17 protein-coding genes and 2 pseudogenes are annotated in these 20,658 nt (G+C 56.5%); 17 read left to right on the top strand and 2 right to left on the bottom strand.

Features of this window, described 5'->3' with window-relative positions; genetic code table 11:
* The first annotated feature begins 37 nt into the window (after positions 1 to 37).
* The 14 genes and pseudogenes from SERRSCBI_RS19320 to SERRSCBI_RS19260 all read left to right on the top strand — a co-directional run bounded on the left by SERRSCBI_RS19320 (position 38) and on the right by SERRSCBI_RS19260 (position 14,662).
* Positions 38 to 1,159: an efflux RND transporter periplasmic adaptor subunit gene (locus tag SERRSCBI_RS19320; protein ID WP_369795938.1), complete on the top strand. Its 1,122-nt coding sequence runs from the start codon at positions 38 to 40 to the stop codon at positions 1,157 to 1,159.
* Entirely contained in the window at positions 1,149 to 3,107 is a 1,959-nt protein-coding gene (locus SERRSCBI_RS19315) for a MacB family efflux pump subunit (protein ID WP_042785291.1), read from the top strand. Before SERRSCBI_RS19320 ends, SERRSCBI_RS19315 begins: the two co-directional genes overlap by 11 nt.
* 26 nt (positions 3,108 to 3,133) lie before the next feature.
* The gene (locus SERRSCBI_RS19310) at positions 3,134 to 4,483 is read left to right on the top strand and encodes an efflux transporter outer membrane subunit (RefSeq protein WP_042785290.1); all 1,350 of its coding nucleotides are present in this window, start codon (positions 3,134 to 3,136) and stop codon (positions 4,481 to 4,483) included.
* A gap of 2 nt (positions 4,484 to 4,485) precedes the next feature.
* Positions 4,486 to 5,748: a beta-ketoacyl-[acyl-carrier-protein] synthase family protein gene (locus SERRSCBI_RS19305; RefSeq protein ID WP_042785289.1), complete on the top strand. Its 1,263-nt coding sequence runs from the start codon at positions 4,486 to 4,488 to the stop codon at positions 5,746 to 5,748.
* An 11-nt stretch (positions 5,749 to 5,759) separates the two neighbouring features.
* Positions 5,760 to 6,002: an acyl carrier protein gene (locus tag SERRSCBI_RS19300; protein WP_033644937.1), complete on the top strand. Its 243-nt coding sequence runs from the start codon at positions 5,760 to 5,762 to the stop codon at positions 6,000 to 6,002.
* 542 nt (positions 6,003 to 6,544) lie between these two features.
* Complete coding sequence (locus SERRSCBI_RS19295) at positions 6,545 to 7,093, top strand: tyrosine-type DNA invertase (protein ID WP_033644811.1); 549 nt, start codon at positions 6,545 to 6,547, stop codon at positions 7,091 to 7,093.
* Between the two features lie 482 nt (positions 7,094 to 7,575).
* The gene (locus tag SERRSCBI_RS19290; RefSeq protein WP_042785288.1) at positions 7,576 to 8,100 is read left to right on the top strand and encodes a fimbrial protein; all 525 of its coding nucleotides are present in this window, start codon (positions 7,576 to 7,578) and stop codon (positions 8,098 to 8,100) included.
* Between the two features lie 87 nt (positions 8,101 to 8,187).
* Positions 8,188 to 8,863: pseudogene (locus tag SERRSCBI_RS19285) on the top strand (molecular chaperone).
* A gap of 105 nt (positions 8,864 to 8,968) precedes the next feature.
* A pseudogene (locus SERRSCBI_RS19280) lies at positions 8,969 to 11,233 on the top strand (fimbria/pilus outer membrane usher protein); the annotation flags it as partial.
* Positions 11,207 to 11,521: a FimD/PapC C-terminal domain-containing protein gene (locus SERRSCBI_RS25180; RefSeq protein ID WP_255352677.1), complete on the top strand. Its 315-nt coding sequence runs from the start codon at positions 11,207 to 11,209 to the stop codon at positions 11,519 to 11,521. The pseudogene SERRSCBI_RS19280 and the gene SERRSCBI_RS25180, both read left to right, overlap by 27 nt.
* A 10-nt stretch (positions 11,522 to 11,531) precedes the next feature.
* On the top strand, positions 11,532 to 12,590 hold the full coding sequence (locus SERRSCBI_RS19275; protein WP_071883576.1) for a fimbrial protein: 1,059 nt from the start codon (positions 11,532 to 11,534) through the stop codon (positions 12,588 to 12,590).
* A 60-nt stretch (positions 12,591 to 12,650) separates the two neighbouring features.
* Complete coding sequence (locus SERRSCBI_RS19270) at positions 12,651 to 13,178, top strand: fimbrial protein (RefSeq protein WP_156965113.1); 528 nt, start codon at positions 12,651 to 12,653, stop codon at positions 13,176 to 13,178.
* Positions 13,179 to 13,237: 59 nt separating this feature from the next.
* A complete protein-coding gene (locus SERRSCBI_RS19265; protein WP_042785287.1) occupies positions 13,238 to 13,933 on the top strand; it encodes a response regulator transcription factor in 696 nt (231 codons plus the stop codon).
* Positions 13,934 to 13,978: 45 nt separating this feature from the next.
* Positions 13,979 to 14,662, top strand: a complete 684-nt coding sequence (locus tag SERRSCBI_RS19260) for a response regulator transcription factor (RefSeq protein ID WP_042785286.1) — start codon at positions 13,979 to 13,981, stop codon at positions 14,660 to 14,662.
* A gap of 221 nt (positions 14,663 to 14,883) precedes the next feature.
* Here the strand turns inward: SERRSCBI_RS19260 and SERRSCBI_RS19255 are convergent, their stop codons facing one another.
* Positions 14,884 to 15,435 carry a tyrosine-type DNA invertase gene (locus SERRSCBI_RS19255; RefSeq protein WP_033644817.1) on the bottom strand — a complete coding sequence of 184 codons (552 nt, stop codon included), beginning with the start codon at positions 15,433 to 15,435 and terminating at the stop codon, positions 14,884 to 14,886.
* Positions 15,436 to 15,807: 372 nt separating this feature from the next.
* On the opposite strand from SERRSCBI_RS19255, the gene SERRSCBI_RS19250 reads away from it, so the two are divergent.
* Both SERRSCBI_RS19250 and SERRSCBI_RS25290 read left to right on the top strand, forming a co-directional pair.
* Positions 15,808 to 17,460, top strand: coding sequence for a multidrug ABC transporter permease/ATP-binding protein (locus SERRSCBI_RS19250; protein ID WP_042785285.1), 1,653 nt, complete (start codon positions 15,808 to 15,810; stop codon positions 17,458 to 17,460).
* Positions 17,461 to 17,849: 389 nt separating this feature from the next.
* Positions 17,850 to 17,963, top strand: a complete 114-nt coding sequence (locus SERRSCBI_RS25290; protein ID WP_071883595.1) for a YmiA family putative membrane protein — start codon at positions 17,850 to 17,852, stop codon at positions 17,961 to 17,963.
* 182 nt (positions 17,964 to 18,145) lie between these two features.
* Here SERRSCBI_RS25290 and SERRSCBI_RS19245 read toward each other — a convergent pair whose 3' ends face one another.
* Entirely contained in the window at positions 18,146 to 19,366 is a 1,221-nt protein-coding gene (locus tag SERRSCBI_RS19245) for an MFS transporter (RefSeq protein ID WP_042785284.1), read from the bottom strand.
* Positions 19,367 to 19,869: 503 nt separating this feature from the next.
* Here SERRSCBI_RS19245 and agaR point away from each other — a divergent pair.
* Positions 19,870 to 20,643 (top strand): transcriptional repressor AgaR, encoded by a 774-nt coding sequence (gene agaR / locus SERRSCBI_RS19240; RefSeq protein WP_033644822.1) that lies wholly within the window; start codon positions 19,870 to 19,872, stop codon positions 20,641 to 20,643.
* Positions 20,644 to 20,658: the final 15 nt, after the last annotated feature.

Genomic DNA, 20,658 nt, shown 5'->3' with positions numbered 1-20,658 from the left:
CGGAAAGAAACGCTGGCGGCGTGTGGCGCTGGTGGCGATCGTGTTGGGGGGGCTGGCCGGCGGGCTGTTAGGGTTGAATCGGGCGCCTGACGTATCACCGCCGCAGACGGCGCGCGTCGATCGCGGCGACATCGAAAAAAGCGTGTTGGCTACCGGCATTTTGAAACCGGCCCGGCAGGTGAACGTTGGCGCGCAGGTCAACGGCCAACTGAAAAAACTGTATGTCAAACCGGGGGACAGAGTGGCTCAGGGCCAGCTGTTGGCCGAGATAGATCCGACGTTGCAACTTAACGAACTGCGCAAGTCGCAGGCCGAATTACGCAGCGCGCAGGCGCAGAAATTGGCGAGTCAGGCGCAGCTCAAGCAGTACCAACTGGAGTTGGCGCGGCAAAGGGCGTTGGCGCGAGATCGTGCCGGCGTGGCCAGCGATTTGGAAAAAGCGCAGGCGCAGCACGACGCGCAACTGGCGCAGTTGAAAGTGAACGAGTCGCAGATCGTTCAGGCCGAAGTCGCGCAGGAAACGGCGAGAGCCAACCTGGCTTTTACCCGTATTACCGCGCCTATCGACGGCGAAGTGCTGGGTATCGTCACTCAGGAAGGGCAAACCATCGTCTCATCGCAAAGCGCACCGACCATTTTGGTGATGGCAGACGTGGATACGATGATGGTGCATACCCGCATATCGGAAAATGACATCTTGCAGGTGAGGGCGGGGCAGCCGCTGTGGTTTTATGTCGCCGCCGATCCCCGCCGCCGATATGAGGGGGTCATGGGCGCGATACAGCAAGCGCCGGCAGAAGCGCTGGAAGCCGACCCGCTGGGCAGAAATTCAAGCCAGCAAACGGCGGCGGTGTATTACAACGGCGTATTTGCCGTCGCCAACGGCGAACGCCGATTACGCACCTCGATGACGGCGCAGGTATTCATCATTACCGAACGCGCCACGGGGGTGGTGCGGCTGCCGATGGCGGCATTGGGAGAGGCTCTGGATGGCGAGCGCTATCAGATCAGCGTGTTGGAAGGCCAGCGGGTTGTCGCGCGCAGCGTGCGCATCGGGAAGCGCGATCGCCGCTATGCGGAAGTGTTGGAAGGCGTGAGAGTGGGTGAGCAAGTGCTGCTGGAACACCAGTCAGATACGGAGGGTGAGCATGTCAGCTAGCACGGATCCCATTATCGTTTTGGAGAACGTTTCGCGCGAGTTTCAAGCCGGAGAGCAGAAAATCACGGTCCTCAAACGCGTTTCCCTGAGCATTCAGCGGGGAGAAATGGTCGCTATCGTCGGCGCCTCCGGCTCCGGAAAATCGACGTTGATGAATATTATCGGTTGTCTGGACAAGCCTTCTCTGGGGGACGTGTACATCAACGGGGTGGCGATTGGGCAAGCCGACGGCAATCGCCTGGCGCGGCTCCGCAGTCGGCATATCGGCTTTATTTTCCAGCGCTATCATCTGATGCCCTATCTGACGGCCGGTGAGAACGTGGCGATCCCTGCATTGTATACCGCCATGCCGGCCGCCGAGCGCCGCCTGCGGGCCGCGCATTTGTTGGCTCGCCTCGGGTTGGCGCAGCGCGGTGGCCATCGTCCGGCGCAGCTTTCCGGTGGGCAGCAGCAGCGGGTCAGTATTGCCCGAGCTCTTATGAACGGCGCGGAAATCATTTTGGCCGATGAGCCTACCGGCGCGTTGGATAGCGCCAGCGGTCAGGCGCTGATGGCCATTTTGCATGAGCTGAACGCAGTCGGACACACCGTGGTCATCGTGACGCACGATCGGCGGATCGCCGAGCAGGCGCAGCGGATCATTGAGATCGGCGACGGCGAGATCGTGGCGGATCGTCGCCACGATGCCGCTCGACAGCGTTTTGCGTTCGAGAGGCCGCTGGCGTTGGCTGCGCCGCTGAAACGCATGAGCCCTTGGGCGGCGCTGCGAGAGGCGCTCGGCATGGCTTGGCGGGCATTATTAGGGCATCGGGTCCGGGCATTATTATCGATGCTCGGCATCATCATCGGCATTGCGGCGGTCGTTTCCGCTATCGCCATCGGTGAAGGCACGCGTCAAAGCATCCTCAGGGAAATCAGCCAGCTCGGCTCCAGCACGTTGGACATTCGTCCCGGATTGGGATGGGAAAAAACGCGTCCCGATTTTGCGCGTTCGCTGAGTGCGCGGGATGCAGCGCTGCTGGCGGCCTTGCCTTATGTCGACAGCGTTTCGCCGGTTATCAGCACTCAACTGTCGGCCGTGCGCGAAGGCAAGCAGGTGCCGCTCGCCGTGATGGGCGTCGGCGAAGGGTATTTCCGCACGCAGGGCATTCGGCTGCTTTCCGGTGGCCTGTTTACTGCGCAGGATCTGAGTGACCGCGCACCGGTGGCGGTGATCGATACCTTGCTGCAACAGGCTCTGTTTTCTTCCCGGCAAGATCCGGTGGGCGCGGTTTTGCTGATCGCGGGTGTGCCTTATCGGGTGATCGGCGTCGCGCAGCGCCGCGGCGCCCAATACGCCGGTTCTCAACCGCTTGCCTGGCTGCCCCATACCTCCCTGACTGGCCGCATCGCCGGCGATATGCCGCTGGAATCGATTGTGATGCGAGTGAATGAAAAATTGACGTTGGAAGCGGCAAGGCGGGATGTGACCCGGCGTTTGACCGTAGAACATGGCCGGCGGGATTTTTTCACACTGACCGACGATCAGCTGACGCAATCCATTCAGCGTGCCTCCGACTCCATGCGATTGCTGATTACCGCGATTGCCGCCATCTCGCTGCTGGTCGGCGGGGTGGGGGTGATGAACATCATGTTGGTTTCGGTGACGGAACGAACCCATGAGATCGGCATTCGATTGGCGGTGGGCGCCGCTGAGAAAGACATTATGCGGCAATTTTTGATTGAGGCGGTGGTGATCTGCAGCCTGGGGGGCGTGTTGGGGATCGCCTGCGCCGCGCTGGTTAAAGGGATTCTGAGCGGCTTGGCGCCGCAGGTGACGATGATCTTTACCTGGCCGCCGTTGCTGCTGGCCTGCGGGTTCTCGGCGTTGATCGGCGTCGGGTTCGGTTTCTTTCCAGCCCGTGCCGCCGCGCGCCTGCAGCCGGTGGAGGCGTTGGCGCGAGAATGAACCGACTTTGGATTTACGGACTGGTCATGCTGTCTTTGAGCGCTTGCGGAGGGCGGCCGATCGACGCCACGGCGCCACCGTCGTTGCCGCAGCAGTGGCGCGTGGTCGATGAACGTTCAGGTTCATTGCGGGCAGGCGTCGCCTGGTGGGAAAACTTCAATGATCCGCAGCTTTCCTCGCTGATCGATGGCGTGCTCATCGCGAATCAGGATCTGGCGCTGGCTGGATTGCAGTGGCGTGAGGCGATGTTGGAGGCCGGGTTGGTAGCCGGCAATGCGACCCCCGACCTGGCCGCCAGCCTGAGTGGCCGCAATACCAAGGCATTGCGCGGCGCGGCGCGGCCGCAAGAAAGTTACCGCGCAGGGCTGTCATTGAGTTATGAACTGGATTTATGGGGCAAGCTGGCGCGTATTCGCGAGCAGGCTCAGTGGCTGGCCGTCGCTTCGGAGTTGGATCGGCGCAATACCGCGTTGACTTTGATCGGCGCTACCGCTCGCGGGTATTGGCAGATCGCCGATTTGAATCAGCAAGTCACCCATCAACAACAGGCGGTGGCGTTCGCGCGCGAGACTGTACGGCTGGTGGCGGCACGTCACACCGCCGGCGACGTCGGCCGATTCGAGTTATTGCAGGCGGAGCAAAACCTATTGGCGCGGGAGAATCAACGGGATGAACTGGTACGGCAGCGGGAAGACGCTCGCAACTCGCTGGCGCTGTTGTTCGGCCGTTCACCCTTGCTGCGATACAGCGAAAGGCGAGCGCTACCGATCAACGAGGTGCCCATTGCGCCACGTCTGCCGGCGGCGGTGATGGCGCGACGGCCGGACGTGCAGGCGGCGGAGCGGCGCCTGCGGGCGGCGCTGGCCGGTGCGGAGGCCGCTACATTGCGTTTTTATCCGACGCTGAGTCTGGATGCCGCACTGGATGCCGGCAGCGGGCTTTTCCGCCAATGGTTCAGTGAACCTTCGCGCTCGCTGGGTGCGACGTTGACGCTGCCGTTCATCGAGTGGCGCAAGATGCGCTTGTCCAGCGACAAAGCGGCGTTGCAGGCGCAGCGCGCGGAGATTCAATTTCGCGATGCGGTTTACCGCGCGCTGGCTGAGGTAGACAGCGCCATGCGGGAACGTCTGGAAGCGCAGCGGCAAATCGGCAATCAGCAGCGGCATCTGGCGATGGGACGACAAGCCGTGGCATTGGCCCGCCATCAATATCAGGCCGGTTCCGTCGCGCTGCAAACGTTGCTGGACGCGCAAGAGGCGGTGTTAGCCAGCGAGAATTCACTGTCGGCACTGCAATATCGCTACCTGAACGCCACGATGCAGCTCTGGCTGGCGCTGGGCGGCAACGAGGCTTTCGCATCCGGGCAAGGGGAGTAAGCATGGACAAAGAACGGAATACAAGACGTGTGGTGGTCACCGGTTACGGCGCCGTCACCGCGCTGGGTGGCAACGCGCAGCAAAACTGGCAGGCTATCATGGCCAACCGTTTGGCCTATCGCTATCACGATAAATCGGCGGCGGGGATCCACGCGCGCTTTTTTGCTTTGCTGGAGGCCGAACCGGCGTTGGAAGGTGTTGCCGCGCGGGTAAGCCGCCGGCTGCCCAGATTCGCCAGGCTGGCGCTGGCCGCCGCCTCGGAGGCGGTCGACATGGCGTTTTCATCCAGTTTTGTGGGGCCTGCGCACTTTTATTCATCGTTGGAGTGCGGGGCGATTATCGGCAGCGGCTGGGGCGGCCAGGATGAGATCATGCAAAACAATGCGGATTATCTGCAATCCGGCATGGGGCAGCTGTTTGGCTGTTTTCACGCGATGCCCAATATCGCGACCGCCATATGCGGCCAACATTGGTTGCTGCGGGGCTATCAGGGCTCGCCGGCGGCGGCCTGCGCGACCGGCGGCATCGCGATTGGCGATGCGTTTGAGGTGATCCGCAGCGGCCGCGCTTCAATGATGTTGGCCGGCGCGTCGGAATCACTGAGCGGCAATGGCGCGATATGGAACATCGACGCGCTGCGTTTGCTGAGTCGGGAGCAAAAGGATATCACCAAGGCCAGTTGCCCGTTCAGCCGGGAGCGCAGCGGCTTCGTGTTGGCGGAAGGGGCCGCCGTGTTGTGTCTTGAGGAGCGAGAGGCGGCTTTAGCGCGCGGCGCGACAATACTGGGGGAGGTCAAGGGATACGGCAACTTTTCAGACGCTTTTGATCTTACCGCGCCGGCGGAGGATCCGCAGGCCAAGGTGAAAACCATTCGACGGGCTCTGGAGCAGGCGGGGCTAAGCAATCATGAGATCGACTATATCAATGCGCATGGCACGTCGACGGCGCAAAGCGATGTGAACGAAACCGTTGCGATCAAGGCGGCGCTGGGGCGCGATGCTTATCGCACGCCGATTTCCAGCACGAAATCCTATACCGGGCACTTGCTCGCCGCATCCGGCAGCTTTGAGGCGATCGTCTGCCTACAGGCATTGCAGCAGCAAATGATGCCGGCAACCTGCCATTTGCACGAGAGCGATCCCGAATGCGATCTTGATTATATTCGCGAGGGGCATCGTCGCGGTCGTTTGCGCAATGTCATGAGTCTCAACTTCGGTTTCGGCGGTGCTAATGCGGCGCTGGTATTTGGTTATCACAATGAATAACGGTAGGGCCTATGGAAAAGTATCATCGATTGTATGAGGCGATTTGCGGCCTGTTGTATGAAGCCAAAGGATTGGACAGAACGCTGCTGTCGGCCGATATGCCGCTGCAACAGTTGGGGTTGGACAGCCTGGATTATATGGAGTTGATGCTGCTGGTTAGGCGTGAGTTCGGCATTACGCTCAATGCGGAAATGTTTATCGAACGGCCTGACCTGACCCTTGGCGAGCTGTGTCACGTTATGACCAGTCAATAATTCTCCCCCAGGCGGCCGTGTGATGCGGTCAGGCCTGGGTTATTCCCCATCGTGACTTTATTTCCTCCTGCCCTGACCGTTCCTCTTATCGATTCACATAAAGATTAATACTTATCAGTTTGGTTAAGATACGTTCGCGCCGGCGGATTTATTTCGTTTTTTTACGAGCCGTATAACGCTTTGAAACCCATGGCGCCTCGCGATTTTATTAGGATTTTTCTTTGTTTTGTCGGTTTGTTTGCCAATTTCAGCGCATGTGTGAAATGGAAGTATTAACGCAAACTAAAGTGAATCGGGAAGTATGCCGTCCTTATTATTTCTGATGGTGGCAGTTGAGCTGCGGTTTTGATTAATGAGGGGGCCTCAAGGGAGGCGCTGAAGGGGGATTAATCCCTGTACACTGTTCGCGTTTGGCAAATCCGTTATACTCCGCGCTGGATGCAGGAACCTATCCATAGCCAGGGGAAACCCTGAGTGTCCATTGTGGTGATGTAAAAGGAAAATGACAGCCACATTTTTCCGATCAAAGTAATAGAGGTTGTATGTCTAATCGTAAACATCTGACGCCTTCTGAAGTGGAGAGACTGCTTGAGGTCACGCTGCATGGAAAGAATCCAGAACGCGATTATTGTCTGATTTATATGTGTTTTATTCATGGTTGCCGCGCCAGCGAAATTGGGGGATGGCGTTTGTCGGACATCGATCTGGAAGGCGGTAACATTTATGTTCATCGTTTGAAGAATGGTTTTTCCACGGTGCATCCGCTGTATCTGCGAGAAAGGCAATGTTTGCGGCGTTGGCTGGATAAACGCCGGCAACACCGCTGGGCCGATCAGGAATGGTTATTTCTTTCCAATCGGGGCGGGCGTTTGTCGCGCCAACGTATTTACGGCCTGCTTCGTCATTACAGTAAGGTGGCGAAACTGGAGATTAACGCCCATCCGCATATGCTGCGGCATGGTTGCGGATTTGCGTTGGCGGACCGAGGTATCGATACCCGATTAATTCAGGATTACCTCGGGCACCGAAATATTCAGAATACAGTGATTTATACCGCCAGCAATGCACAGCGCTTTAAAGAAATTTGGTAAGCGCGATTTAATAGAGTAACGACAAGGAGTCACTTTGAACTAAACTGAAACATACTGTAAGGACGCGTAAAAACAATGTCAATATTCCTACGCTCACTTTGCCTGATAAAGGAAAATTTTATTTAAAAACATAGCGTTGTGTTCATGTTTCATTTCTTCCGCACTCCAGCCATCTAAGCAAAATCCTAATCAAAGAAAAGTCAGTTTAAATCAATCGGCCAATCCCTTGGTTTTTTGGTCTGATTTGAGGTTATTTTGTTTTCTATTTGGCTTTAAATTCTGTCTTTTATTTGTTTTTTGGTTTTAAAAACCAAAGGAGTCACTTTAGTTCAAAATGAATCGTTTGGGTGAATAAGCCTTAGGCCATCAATAAGTTTGGTCAAGGGTATTTGCTCTTCGTGGAACTAAATAAAAGGGAATGACATTAAGGATATGTCGGAAATAAAACCATGCATATTTTGCATAATTTTAAGGAAAGTAGGATGAAAAAGAATCTGCTGGCTGTAGCTGTTTTGACCGCGTCTGCATTTACCACCTCTGTATTTGCTGCTGACGGCGCGCTGAATATCACTGGCACCATTACCGATCAGTCTTGCACCGTCGATCCGGATTCCCAGAACAAGCAGGTTGCTCTGGGCAAAATCGCTAAAGATGCGTTTCCTAACGCTGGCGCCACCGCTGGCGCCAAAGCGTTCAACCTGATCCTGAAAAACTGCCCGGACACCGTGACTGGCGCTACCGTTCGCTTTGATGGCACTCAGGTGCAGGGTCAGTCCGGGCTGTTGAAACTGACCGGCGCCGGCACCCCTGGGGTGGCAGGCGGCATTGGCGTACAGCTGCTGGACGACGGCAGCAACGTACTCAATATCGGCAACGATTCCCGCGTATATGCGCTGGCAGAGAACAAAGACAACGTTCTGGGCTTCGTGGCGCGCTACTTCGCTTACGACACCGTCTCTGTCGGTAGTGCGAACGCCACCGCCAACTTCACTATTGTCTATCAGTAAATTCACGCCGTTATGTCGGTGTGAGCGTTAGAAAAATGGGCCAGAGGCTGCGTCTCTGGCTCTTTATTCATCGGGGAAGGTAACAAAATGAAAGCGGGATATTTTGCGCTGACGGCAGCGTTATTGATGGCGCTTTGGGCTCCGGCTCAGGCCGGCGTGATCGTGGGCGGGACTCGGCTGATATACGACGGGGTAAAAAGAGTCCGCTCTGAATATCAATAATCCGGATGCGGTGCCTTATTTGATCCAATCCTGGGTCGATGCTCAAGAAGGTGAAAGCGCTAAAGCGCCTTTCATCATCACGCCTCCGTTGTTTCGCTTGGACGGCGGCCAAAATAACCTGCTGCGCGTAGTGCGTGCGGGCGGCAATTTGCCGACGGACAGAGAATCGCTGTATTGGCTGAATGTGAAGTCTATTCCTTCGGTAGAAAAGAAAGAAAACACGCTGCAAATTGCGATCAAGACCCGCATCAAGCTGATTTATCGTCCCCAGGGGCTGGCCGGCAATCCGGAAGAAGCGGCCGGCAAAGTGACGTGGCGGCGCAGCGGCGATCGGCTGCAGGTGACCAACCCTTCACCCTATTACCTCACCTTTTTTAATTTGAAGCTGAACGGCAGTGCCATTACCGGCAACACCATGGTTGCGCCGCAAGCTACCGCCAGTTTTCCGTTACCGATGGCGCAAGGTGGGGGAGGCAGCCTGAGCTGGCAAATCATCAACGACTATGGCGGAACCGGCCAGACCTTTACCGGCACGTTATAGCCGGGCCGCGATGCGTGTTTTTTGGCCCCGGAGTAACGCTGGGGCCGGCGTTCGGCCTACCTGAATTTTAGGCGGCTGAGCCAATCGGGACAGGGAGTTAAAAGGATGAATAACCCGAATTGCATTGGTTTACCAGGGACACGATCGATTTTGGCCGGTTTGATGTCTTGCCAGGTGGCGCTGCTTTATCCAATCGGTGCGGCGCATGCGCGCGATTACTTCAACCCGGCGCTGTTAGAGATTGACAACCCGGCGCTGCGCGGCGCCGATCTCTCCGTATTTGAGGAAAACAACAGCCAGGCGCCCGGCACTTATCGGGTCGATCTTTACCTTAACGGCGAACAGGTTGACAGTCTCGACGTCGAGTTCCGGCTGATGCCGACGGCTGGCGGAAAGCAAGCGCTGCAGCCTTGTTTCAGCGCGGAAAAATTGGCCGAATTGGGGGTGAGAGTCTCCATGTTCCCGGCGATCGCGGCGGAGGAGCGCTGCGTCAATCTGGCGCAGGCCATTCCTCAGGCTTCGGCGGTGTTCCTGTTTAATCAGCTGAGATTGAATCTGAGCATTCCGCAAGCGGCATTGAACTTAAATGCGCGCGATTATGTTTCTCCGGATAAATGGGACTCCGGCATACCGGCGCTGTTGGTCAATTACAACTTCAGCGGCGCCAATAGCCAAACACGCGACAGCGAACGGCAGAACAACAATAACTATTACCTCAATCTGCGCTCGGGCATTAACTGGGGCGCCTGGCGTTTGCGTAACTATTCCATCTGGAATCACTACACCGGCGGCGCTTCATCCTGGCGTTCAATCAATACCTATCTGCAGCGCGATATTGTTGCGTTGCAAAGCCGCCTGACTCTGGGCGACAGCACAACGTCCAGCGAGGTGTTCGACAGCGTACAGTTCCGCGGCGGGCAATTGGCTTCTGAAGATGACATTCTGCCGGACAGCATGAAGGGCTACTCGCCGGTGGTGCGCGGGATTGCGCGCACTAACGCGCAAATCGTGATCCGGCAAAACGGCTACGTGATATATCAAAGTTATGTGCCGCCGGGTGCGTTTGAAATTACCGATCTGTACCCCACGGGCGGCAGCGGCGATCTGAACGTCAGCGTGCGTGAGGCTGACGGGCAGGAGCAACATTTCGTGGTGCCTTACGCCGTGGTGCCGGTGCTTCAGCGCGAAGGGCGTTTCAAATACAGCCTGACCAGCGGGAAATACCGTTCATACAGCGGCGGCGTTGATGAACGTCCGTTCAGCCAGGCCACCGGCATCTACGGTTTGCCGTGGGGGGCCACGTTGTAGCGGCGGCGTGCAAGCCGCCAGTAAGTACCAGTCTCTGGTTTCTGCGGTGGGGGCAGAACATGGGGGCGGTGGGAGGCGCTGTCCGCTGATGTCACTCAGGCATGGACCAAGCAGGAAACTCGGCCGAAAGAGCAAGGGCAATCATGGCGCCTGCGTTACGGCAAAAACTTCATTGAAACCGGCACTAACTTCAGCTTGGCCAGCTACCGCTATTCCACGCGTGGTTTTTATAACCTGCAAGAGGCGCTGGAGAGTTACGGCGGCAACAGCGCGATCTATAACGATCACAAAAAGAGCCGTGCCGAGTTGACGATGAGCCAGAGCCTGTGGGATCTGGGAGGAACGCTGTCGCTCAGCCTGTTTAACGAAGACTACTGGAATGACAATCGTCGTTCGCAGTCGGTCAGCCTCAGCTACAACAACAGTTGGGAAGCTGTCAGTTACGGACTGAATTACACCTTCAGCCAGAACGGGTATGACAACAACGGCAACCGCAGCAATATTCGCGACCATATCGTGGCTTTCAACGTCAGCGTGCCGCTCAGCAAATGGCTGCCTGGCAGCTACGCCACCTACAACATGAACGCCAGCCGCAACGGCGCCACCAGCAACAATCTTGGGTTGAGCGGCACCGCTTTGCCGGGCAACAACCTGAACTACAGCATCAGCCAGGGCTACACCGGCAGGGGCGTGGGGGCGAACGGCAATATTCAGGCGGACTACAAAGGCGCCCTCGCCGAGTGGAACCTGGGGTATGGCTACGATCGCCATCGCCAACAGGTGAGCTACGGCGTGCAGGGCGGTGTTCTGGTGCACCAAAACGGCGTCACGCTGTCGCAGCCGCTGGGCGATACGGTGGCATTAGTGCAGGCGCCCGGCGCTTCAGGGGTGGATGTTTTGAACCAGACCGGGGTCAGCACCGACTGGCGCGGCTATGCGGTTGTGCCTTACCTGACGCCTTATCGGCGCAATATCGTCGGCCTGGACGGCGAGTCTTTCGCCGAGGATGTCGATATGACCTTGAGCAGCCAAACGGTGATCCCAACCCGTGGCGCCGTGGTGCGTGCCAGCTTCAATCCGGATGTCGGTGCCCGCGTGTTGCTGACGTTACTGACGCGCAGTGGCAATCCGGTGCCGTTCGGCGCCACCGTCAGCAATCTCAATAGCCCCTCTGATAATGCCGGCATTGTCGGTGACGGCGGGCAGGTTTATTTGGCCGGCATGGCGGAGAGTGGCCGGCTGCAGGTTAAGTGGGGCAATGACGCGGCTCAGCAGTGTCAGGCTAACTATCAATTGGCTAATCAGCCAGAGAGCGGCGGAATACGTCTCGTTAACGGACTGTGTTTATAAGGTGCAGACAATGGCGACAGGAATATCGATTCAACGCAGGGCGATCGCCGGTGGGCTGCTGGCGTGCGCAATACTGGCTGTACAGCAGGTGCAGGCGGCGCCAGGGCAGTGTACGCCGATATCAGGAACGCACGGCTTTTCATTTGCCTTTTCCCCAAGCTTAAGCGACCCATCGCAAAACGTGACGGGGCGGATTATCAAGAACGCGGATAAGAACGCATGGAACTTGCCCGGTTCGTATTATGTGAAATGCGAATGTACCGCTCGCACGGCTTCTTACATCACCGCCAAAATGCTGTTGACCAACCCGGTATTTCAGGAGGGCGGATTGACGTATTACGCGTTGAACGAATATCTGGGCGTCGCCAGCGAGGTCTTCGTGGCGGGGCAGCGCAATGAATACCTTGCTGCACCCTTTACCAATGAGACTAACCGTAAGACCAGCATGGATGGCGATGATGAATCCTGCGCCCGTTCGCCCTACAACAGCGGCGCGCGTGGGCGCATTCATCTGTATTTCCGTCGGCCCTTCGTTGGCGTGACGGCGATCCCGAATACCCGACTGGTGGAAACGTATGTATCGGTAGTGAGTGGCGTGAAAAGCGATACGCCGGTTTCCACCATCTCTATGAGCGGGACCGTCACCGTGCCGCAGAGTTGCGAGATCAGTCCCCAGACGGTGGTGATCGACTTTGGCGATATCGTCAGCACCCATTTCCAAACGAAAGGCGCGATGCCACCTCGTTTCACACCGGAAGAGAGAACGCTGACGCTGTCTTGTCGCAATATTTCCGAGGGCGTCAAAGTCAGTCTGTCATTTCGCGGCGAGGCCGACGGCAACATGCCGGAGGCGCTGAAGACCAGCAACCGCGATATCGGCGTGATGATTAAGGATATGCAGGGCAATGTGATACGGCCGCAGAGCGGGCGCTTGCCCATCGATGACTTCAACTATCCCGACCAAAAGGGCAGTTCTCAGATCAGCGTGTATCCGATCAATACCACCGGGCAAGCCCCTTCAGTGGGGCAGTTTAATGCCACGGCGACCATTCAGGCCGAAATCCAATAAACGGATATTTCAACGGCAGCGGGCTGACGGGCCCCTGCGTTTAACGACAAGGAGCAGATTATGGTGAAAATGTGTAATCGTTTTGGCTGCAACCTGGCGCTGACCGGCGCGTTGCTTTTGACCGTACCGGCGGCGCACGCGGTATCGAAAATAGTGATTAGCGGCAACATTAAAGCCGCCCCCTGCGAAATCGACGGTGCGAACGGCACTGTGTCCGTCAATTTGGGAGACGATATTTCCGCTGCTACCCTGGCGACGTCCGGGGCTTTCAGCCCCTGGATAGAGCTTCCTCTGACGTTAAAAAACTGCCCAAGCACCACCACCTCTGTCGTCGCGACCTTCAGCGGGACGCCCGCCGAGGAAAGCGCCAGCTTGTACAAGAGCAACGGCGGCTCTCGTCGGGTGCAAATTGAGTTGCAGAATAGCCAAGGGGCCAACCTGGGCAATGGCAAGAGCATGACGCAACTGGTGGATCGCGCGACGAATAATGCCAGATTCGATTTGCGTGCGCGGGCATACAGCACCCATGGCGGATCGACGCCAGGTTCAATAGACGGCGCTCTGCAGGTCACTTTTGTCTATCAGTAGGCAATGGGACAAAAGGACCGGCGTGGGCGGAAGGTTAACGACAGAGTTAAGGTGATGATATGAAAATCAATTATCCCAATGGAATGGCCTTGGCGGCGGGCAATGAAGCGGCGGGCGCCGTGGCTGTCATGGAACCCTGCGCCATGACGGCTCTGGGGATGAGAAACCGGTTGATTGAATCCTGCGGTCTCCAACCTGGAAACATTCGGCAGGTGGCGAATCTGGTGGAACTGAGAGCCTTATTGACTGAGCATCCGCATCGTTTATTGGTGATGGAGCTGTGTGGTCAATCAGAGTCGGTATTGGAGGGATTCAAGCTGATCGCCGAGGTGCGGGAAAACTCGCCGGACACCGCGATTGTCATTTGTACGGCATTGGATGAACCGAGGCTGTTGCGGCAGCTCATCGCTTCCGGCATTCGCGGCCTGATGCTGAAGCAGGAACCGGCTATTGCATTGACCCACTGTGTTCAGCAAGTCCTGACAGGCAGTTGCAGCTTCAGCCACCGGGTACGCCAACGTCAATTGCATGAGGCTGGCGCCGATAAACCGCTGACGGCGAAGGAACTGGATGTGTTGACCCAACTGTTTTCCGGTAAGAGCGTGACCAGCGTGGCGCTGACCATGTGCCGTGATATCCGCACCGTCAGCACCCATAAACGCAATGCGATGTTGAAGCTGGGGTTTCACAGCGATGGTGAACTGTATCTTCAGGGGAAATGGATGGCTGCGCAAGGTTCATCCTTGGTTCGCTAGGCAAGCGCACGAGGTCTCGTGGGCAAGCAAGCATAGGAGCAGATTATGCATTTATGGCGTCAGCAACCGCTGAACATAGCATTAATGGACAGATGTCCATTGACGCTGGAAGGGCTGGCCAGTTTTTTAAAAACGCTGCCAACCCAGATAAAAGTCGTCGTAAAGGAAACCAGCGTACGTGCGGTAGTGGATAGCGTGGTCTATCAGCAGGCTGACGTGCTGATTACCGAACTGGACGGTGAAGATGAGACGCCCGCTAAGGGCAGGGAAGCGTTGCTGGCCCTGTGCACGCAACTGCCCGAATTACGGGTGATTGCCTATACCCGTTGCCGTAATGCAGAAGAGTTAGGGCGATTGTTGCCTCAGCCCAATGTCAGCATCGTCGCCAGAGATGACGCTTTACCGCTGGTGGCGGAGTTTTTTAATCGGGTCTTGCTTGGGGAGCGAGTGTTGAGCCCACAGATAGGGACTTTTCTGGCACCCTCGGTTAGCGCAGATGAGGTGTTCACCCGAAAGCTGACTCGCTGCGAGACTGATGTGTTGGCCTTTTTGTTCAACGGCATGAGCCTGCGGCAAATTGCCGAATTGCAACGCCGCAGCATCAAGACGATCAGCGCGCATAAATGCAGCGCCATGCGCAAACTGCAGGTGAAGAATGACAGCGAACTATTTTCATTGCACGGCAATATTACGCGACAATTTGGCGGGAAGTGGTCAAAGGGGACTTAATCGTTAATGACAGGGTATAAGCAGGTAGCATAGGCGTTGAAAAAACAATCAAACAAGTGTTCCCCTGGGCGGGTGGATGAAAGCAGCTCGGCGTTGGAATAGTGCTGAATTAGACCGTTGTTGACGTGCCGGGCTGCATTTTCCCATCCGATATTTTTTACCTTACTCGATGCGCATGTTAAAAGAAGATGAGCGCCTGCACCGTTATTTCCATCGTAAGATTAAATGCTGATCGTGCGGAATCGCTCTACATTGGTGGCGGTGTAGATCACCGTATTCTGGATATTTTTGTGCCCTAAATAATCCTGAATCAAGCGCGTATCGACCCCGTTATCTGCAAGCGCGTAACCGCAGGAGTGTCGCAGCATGTGAGGATGAACCTGAACGCTAATACCGGCCATTTCACCGTACATTCTCATTAGGCGATACAGTTGCTGACGTGAAATTTGCCCGCCGTGGCGCGACAGAAATAACCATGGGGAATTGGCGTCAGGATAGTTCGCCCGCTGGGCCAGCCAGTTTAACAGCGCCTGTCGTTCTCGCGGCTGAATGGGGTGCTGAACGGAAAAACCGTTCTTTAGCCGAGATATATGGATCCGATGGGAGGTAAGATCAATATCTTGCAGGCGTAATGATCGCAGTTCGCTCACCCGCAAGCCGTGAATGAAGCACATTAATAGTAAACAACGATCTCGAATGCTATTTTTACCCTCATGCACGGCGGCAATCAGTTGTTCAATTTCAATCTGGCTAAGGAATTTCCTTTTTTTCATTTTCCTTTCCTGCGTATCTGGTACTGGCGATTTCCATCATGAAGTTTTATTAAAGCATTGGAACATAATAGGCGGCAAAGAAAATAAATAATTTTATTTTCCAAAGCATGGGTTTATTTTATCTTTTTATTTTTGTTATTTTTTTAGTGAATGTATTTTGATTTTATAGATCTATTTTCTTTAGCAGATTATTTAATTGGCGAATATTTAGCGCCCAGAGCGAACGATGCTGCGAATTGGCCGCCGGCAGGCGGCAACCGCGATAACGTCTCACCCCAACCGGTGCTTGATAAGCTGCGATGAGAATTCGTCTTGATCTCATTCTCACGCCGCTTACAATGCCTGCCAGATCGCGACTTCAGAGGTTTGTTCATGGAACTGTTACGGGTGGTTTATCGCCAGTATCGTTGGCCATTTCTGGCGGTTATGGCATTGACCATGGCCAGCGCCGGTTTAGGCATCGGTATCATTGCTTTTATCAATCAATATCTGATGGACGTCAGCGGCAACCCATTGGCCGTGTTGCCGATGTTTCTCGCCCTGCTGGCATTGTTGATAGCGGTCACGTTGGGTTCACAGCTGGCGCTGACCACATTGGGCCATTACTTCGTCTATCGGCTGCGTGGGCAACTGGTGAAGCGCATTCTGGATACCGAGATCGAGCGCCTCGAACAGTTAGGCAGCGCCTCATTGCTGGCCAGTCTGTCCAGTGACATCCGCAATATCACCATCGCCTTCGTGCGCTTGCCCGAATTGGTGCAAGGGGTGATTTTGACCCTGGGGGCAGCGGCCTATCTGGGGTGGTTATCGCCGAAAATGCTGGCGGTCACGGCGGTTTGGGTGGCGGTGACAGTGGTGGGTAGCGGCTGCCTGGTGTCACGGGTTTATCGCCATATGGCCAGTTTGCGCGAGTCAGAAGAGCGTCTCTATCATCGTTATGAATCGGTGATTGACGGCCGTAAGGAACTGACGTTGAACCGCAAACGGGCGCAGGCGTTATACGAGCAGGCCTATCAGCCCGACGCGCAAGCCTATCGCTACCATATCATTCGCGCCGATACCTTCCATTTGAGTGCGCTCAATTGGTCAAACATCATGATGTTGGGGGCGATCGGGTTGGTGTTCTTTATGGCCAACAGTTTGGGATGGGCGGACTCGACGGTGGCCGCGACCTACTCGCTGACGCTGCTGTTCTTGCGCACGCCCTTACTGCAGGCCGTGGGGGCGTTTCCGACGCTGGTCGGCGCCGAAGTGGCCTTCAACAAGCTGAAAGCGCTACGTCTGGCCGAGTATCAGCCGGGGTTTCCAGCCGCCGTTGGCCGTTCCTGGCAGACGCTGGAGCTGCGCGACGTGGTTTTTCACTATGCAGATGCGGAACAACAGCCCGGTTTTACCGTCGGGCCGCTTAATCTGACGCTGCGGCGCGGTGAGCTGGTGTTTCTTATCGGCGGCAACGGCAGCGGCAAGTCAACGCTGGCGATGCTGTTGACCGGATTGTATCGGCCGGTAAGCGGGCACATCGTTCTGGATGGTGTCGCACAGACCGCGGCGGATATGCCGGACTATCGCCGGCTGTTTTCAGCGATTTTCACCGATTTTCATCAGTTCGATCGTTTACAAGGACCGGAAGGCGGCGAACCTGATGCGGCGCTGGTCGCGCATTGGCTTGAACGGTTGAATATGAAAAGCAAATTGCAGTTCGACGGCGCCAGAGTGACCAACCCGCAACTGTCGCAGGGGCAGCGCAAACGTCTGGCCCTGTTGCTGGCGGTGGCGGAACAACGCGATATTTTGCTGTTGGATGAATGGGCCGCTGATCAGGATCCGCAGTTCCGGCGCATTTTCTATCGCGAACTGTTGCCGGCGCTGCGTGCGTTAGGCAAAACGGTGTTCGCCATCAGCCATGACGATCACTATTTCGAACACGCCGATCGGTTGCTGGAGATGCGCTCAGGCCATTTACGCGAGTTGACCGGCAGCGAGCGTGAACACGCCAGCCGGGATTCCGTCAGCAGGATCGGTTAACTTACGCCGGCCCGTGCCAGACCAAAACGGGCCGGCGCTTCTCCCGCGCATTATTTCAGTGCGTCGCTTCATTTTCTCTCCCTCCTCCAATGCTGTCTGCTGCCGATTTGGCTTACGACCAGTCAAATAATTGATGTTTGAATTATTTACTGGTGGTTTAATTTTGACCTTTAAAGGTGTGGCACACTGCGCATTCGTTCGCCTATCAAAACACGTTCTCGCCTGCCGATAACAGTGATATCCACGGTGCCGTTCTGGCTGATTCGGCAATGCAGACCTATGGGTAGCAGCATTTTTTTAAATTTCCATAGGAAAAAACGACTTTATTGATCGTTAAAATAGATCAATAATTTTATTTTGAATGGTTTAATCTATTGGTTAGGGGCGCTGTGGTGAGCAAGGATGGATCAAATATCAAACGTAAAGCATGGCTATGCGTGTTTATCGTTAGTGGGCTGTTCTGGCTGCTAACCGCTGCCGTGATTTACTGGTTACTGAGTTAGCAGGTTAAGCAGGAAGACGATTCGTGAACAAGAAGCAGGCTAAAAACCGTGAGGGCGCTCAGCGTCGCGCGCAGTCAAAAAATTCCGCCTTCATGGGTGCTGAGCGATGAGCAGCGCGCCTTTATTGAAGATTTATGGCAGGATACCGCCCCCGAAGCGGCGCGGCCCATCGCTCAGCGACGTTAGCCGATCACGCGGCTGCGGCCGGCCAGCGCGCCGAACAGCATTTGCAAGACGGTCAGGCATAGCAGAGCGATCAACGGCCAGCGCCAGCCTTCCGTCAGATCGTGCAACAGGCCGAATAAGGTGGGCCCCAGCGCGGCCAACAGATAACCGACGGATTGCGCCATGCCCGACAGCAGCGTCGCCTGATGATGATGCTGACTGCGCAATCCAAAAAACGACAGTGCCAGCACCAGCGAACTCCCCGCTCCCAACCCGGCAAACGTCAGCCACACCAGTGAACTGGCGGGTTGCACCAATAATCCCCCGACGCCGATAAAGATCAGCAGAGAACTGCCCAGCGCTATCGCCCGCTGATCGCGCGCCCGCGGCAAAATCACCACCATGACAAAGTTGGCGACGATCGCCACCACCTGATAAACGAACAGCTCGAAGCCCGCCTGCTGGGCTGAGGCGCCGTGGCTGACGGCAAAGGCGCTGAACCAGCCGATAATGGTGTAGAAGGCGATCGATTGCAGCCCCATGAACATCGCCACTTGCCAGCCCAGCGCGCTGCCCCAGGGAGAGCGATAGCGTTGCGGCTCTGCCGATTGTGGCTCTTTGGCTGCGGGTATGGCTGTGCGCCGCAGCTGCGGCAACCAGATCAACAGCGCCAACAGCGCAGGTAATCCCCAGCACAGCAAGGAGAAGCGCCAGCCGAGATCGGCCAGGGAAGCCAGCGGCACCGCCAGACCGGAGGCGATGGCGGCGACCAGTGACATCACCGCCGCATAGGCCGCTATCATCGCGGCGGCGCGATGAGGAAAATCTCTTTTCACCAGCGTTGGCAGCACCACATTGGCGAAGGCGATGGCGGCGCCGATCAGAACGCTTCCCAGCCACAGCATGGCGTCTTGCGGCAGGGAACGCAGCGCGATGCCGCAAACCAGCAGTGCGAGGGCAAAGCCCAGGGTGCGTTCGATTCCGAAGCGTTTCGCCAGTGCCGGGGTGAGTGGCGAGAGGACGGCGAACAGGATCAGCGGCAGCGAGTTGATCAGGCCGGCGGCGGTGGCGGACAACGCCAGCTGTTGCTGAATCTGTTCCAGCAGCGGGCCGACGCTGGTGAGGGCGGCGCGCAGGTTAGCCGCGATCAGCATGATGCCAACGATCAGCAAAACAGGGCGATGCAAACGGCGACGCGGGGTCGCGATGGATGATGACGATGAAGCGGGTTGCGGCATGAGTTCCTCGCACCAGGGCATGCAGACAATCAGCGCTGCATGGCGTGATGCGTTGATTGACGTTAACGCTTACGTACCGACAAGAAGCCGATATCTGATCGCAAGTGTAGGGAAGATGGCTCGTGCTGACAAGGGGATGGCCCGGCGGGATGGAGAGGGCTGGCCCCCACCGGCCGCGGGATAATTACCATTATGTGATCCTGGTCACTTAGCGAACTAAAAGTCATGGCGCAGAACGGGGTCTGCAGCGCTTTCACTTCTGCCGCCGCCGGTGCGGCTGCTCTCCGGCGCTCATGCTCGTCATGGCATTTCATTTTTCTCCCATTCCATTTTTTTGCTTTTCGATTCGTTTCGATTCGAAAGGTTTTTTGGCGGTTTTTTTGCTAAAACGGGGCTGTAAGCCCGATCACAATTTCATTGCTTTCGCTTTGCTGTAATGCCAGCGCAGTAGAGCGAAAGCCATCTTCTCCCCGGCGATACCGGAAACCTGAGGACCGCAGCTCATGCCAGTGAATACCGCAAAGCGACGTGAACACATCATCGATCTGTTATGCGAGCACGGCAGCGTGCGTGTGGAACAGCTCAGCAAACAGTTTGCAGTATCCACGGTGACGATCCGCAACGATCTGCGCTTTCTGGAACGAAAAGGGTGTGCGCTGCGCGCTTACGGCGGCGCAATGCTCAATCAGCAATTCGCTTTCGATCGGCCGCTGCGGGACAAAGGGCGGTTGAATCGCGATGTCAAAACGCTGATCGCCAACGCGGCGGCCGGCTATGTGCGCGACGGCGAGGCGCTGATCCTCGATTCCGGTTCAACCACCGCGCAGATTGTGCCGTTCTTGAAGGGGCGGCGCGATCTGGTGGTGATGACCAACGCGCTGAACATTGCCTATGAGCTTTCGGGAAACGACGGGGTGGAAGTCATGGTGCTGGGGGGCAGCGTGCGCCGCAACTCTTACTCGCTCTACGGTCCGGCTGCCGAGCAGCAATTGCGTCAGTACCGCTTCGACAAGCTGTTTTTGGGCGTCGACGGGTTCGATCTGAGCGCCGGCATCACCACGCCTCACCCCGGTGAAGCGCACCTCAATCGCGTGATGTGCGAGGTGGCGCGCGAGATTATCGCGGTGGCGGATGCCAGCAAATTCGGTCGCAAGAGCTTTTGCATGATTCGCGAAGCCGGACAAATCCATCGGCTGATCACTGACAGCCGTCTTCCGGACGATTACGAGCGGGCGTTAACCGAGCTGGGCGTGGAGGTCATCATCGCCGATCGGTAGCACGGCGCCTGCATG

Source organism: Serratia sp. SCBI (assembly GCF_000747565.1).
Lineage (GTDB): Bacteria > Pseudomonadota > Gammaproteobacteria > Enterobacterales > Enterobacteriaceae > Serratia > Serratia ureilytica.
Note: the sequence above shows the minus strand (reverse complement) of the source record. Positions and strands in the feature narration are given on the sequence as shown.

What these genes read in the sequence shown, in the direction of transcription:
- SERRSCBI_RS19315 (WP_042785291.1), top strand. Translation starts at nt 1,149, where the DNA reads ATGTCAGCTAGCACGGATCCCATTATCGTTTTGGAGAACGTTTCGCGC.
- SERRSCBI_RS19310 (WP_042785290.1), top strand. Translation starts at nt 3,134, where the DNA reads ATGCTGTCTTTGAGCGCTTGCGGAGGGCGGCCGATCGACGCCACGGCG.
- SERRSCBI_RS19305 (WP_042785289.1), top strand. Translation starts at nt 4,486, where the DNA reads ATGGACAAAGAACGGAATACAAGACGTGTGGTGGTCACCGGTTACGGC.
- SERRSCBI_RS19300 (WP_033644937.1), top strand. Translation starts at nt 5,760, where the DNA reads ATGGAAAAGTATCATCGATTGTATGAGGCGATTTGCGGCCTGTTGTAT.
- SERRSCBI_RS19295 (WP_033644811.1), top strand. Translation starts at nt 6,545, where the DNA reads ATGTCTAATCGTAAACATCTGACGCCTTCTGAAGTGGAGAGACTGCTT.
- SERRSCBI_RS19290 (WP_042785288.1), top strand. Translation starts at nt 7,576, where the DNA reads ATGAAAAAGAATCTGCTGGCTGTAGCTGTTTTGACCGCGTCTGCATTT.
- SERRSCBI_RS19275 (WP_071883576.1), top strand. Translation starts at nt 11,532, where the DNA reads ATGGCGACAGGAATATCGATTCAACGCAGGGCGATCGCCGGTGGGCTG.
- SERRSCBI_RS19270 (WP_156965113.1), top strand. Translation starts at nt 12,651, where the DNA reads ATGGTGAAAATGTGTAATCGTTTTGGCTGCAACCTGGCGCTGACCGGC.
- SERRSCBI_RS19265 (WP_042785287.1), top strand. Translation starts at nt 13,238, where the DNA reads ATGAAAATCAATTATCCCAATGGAATGGCCTTGGCGGCGGGCAATGAA.
- SERRSCBI_RS19260 (WP_042785286.1), top strand. Translation starts at nt 13,979, where the DNA reads ATGCATTTATGGCGTCAGCAACCGCTGAACATAGCATTAATGGACAGA.
- SERRSCBI_RS19255 (WP_033644817.1), bottom strand. Translation starts at nt 15,435, where the DNA reads ATGAAAAAAAGGAAATTCCTTAGCCAGATTGAAATTGAACAACTGATT.
- SERRSCBI_RS19250 (WP_042785285.1), top strand. Translation starts at nt 15,808, where the DNA reads ATGGAACTGTTACGGGTGGTTTATCGCCAGTATCGTTGGCCATTTCTG.
- SERRSCBI_RS19245 (WP_042785284.1), bottom strand. Translation starts at nt 19,366, where the DNA reads ATGCCGCAACCCGCTTCATCGTCATCATCCATCGCGACCCCGCGTCGC.
- agaR (WP_033644822.1), top strand. Translation starts at nt 19,870, where the DNA reads ATGCCAGTGAATACCGCAAAGCGACGTGAACACATCATCGATCTGTTA.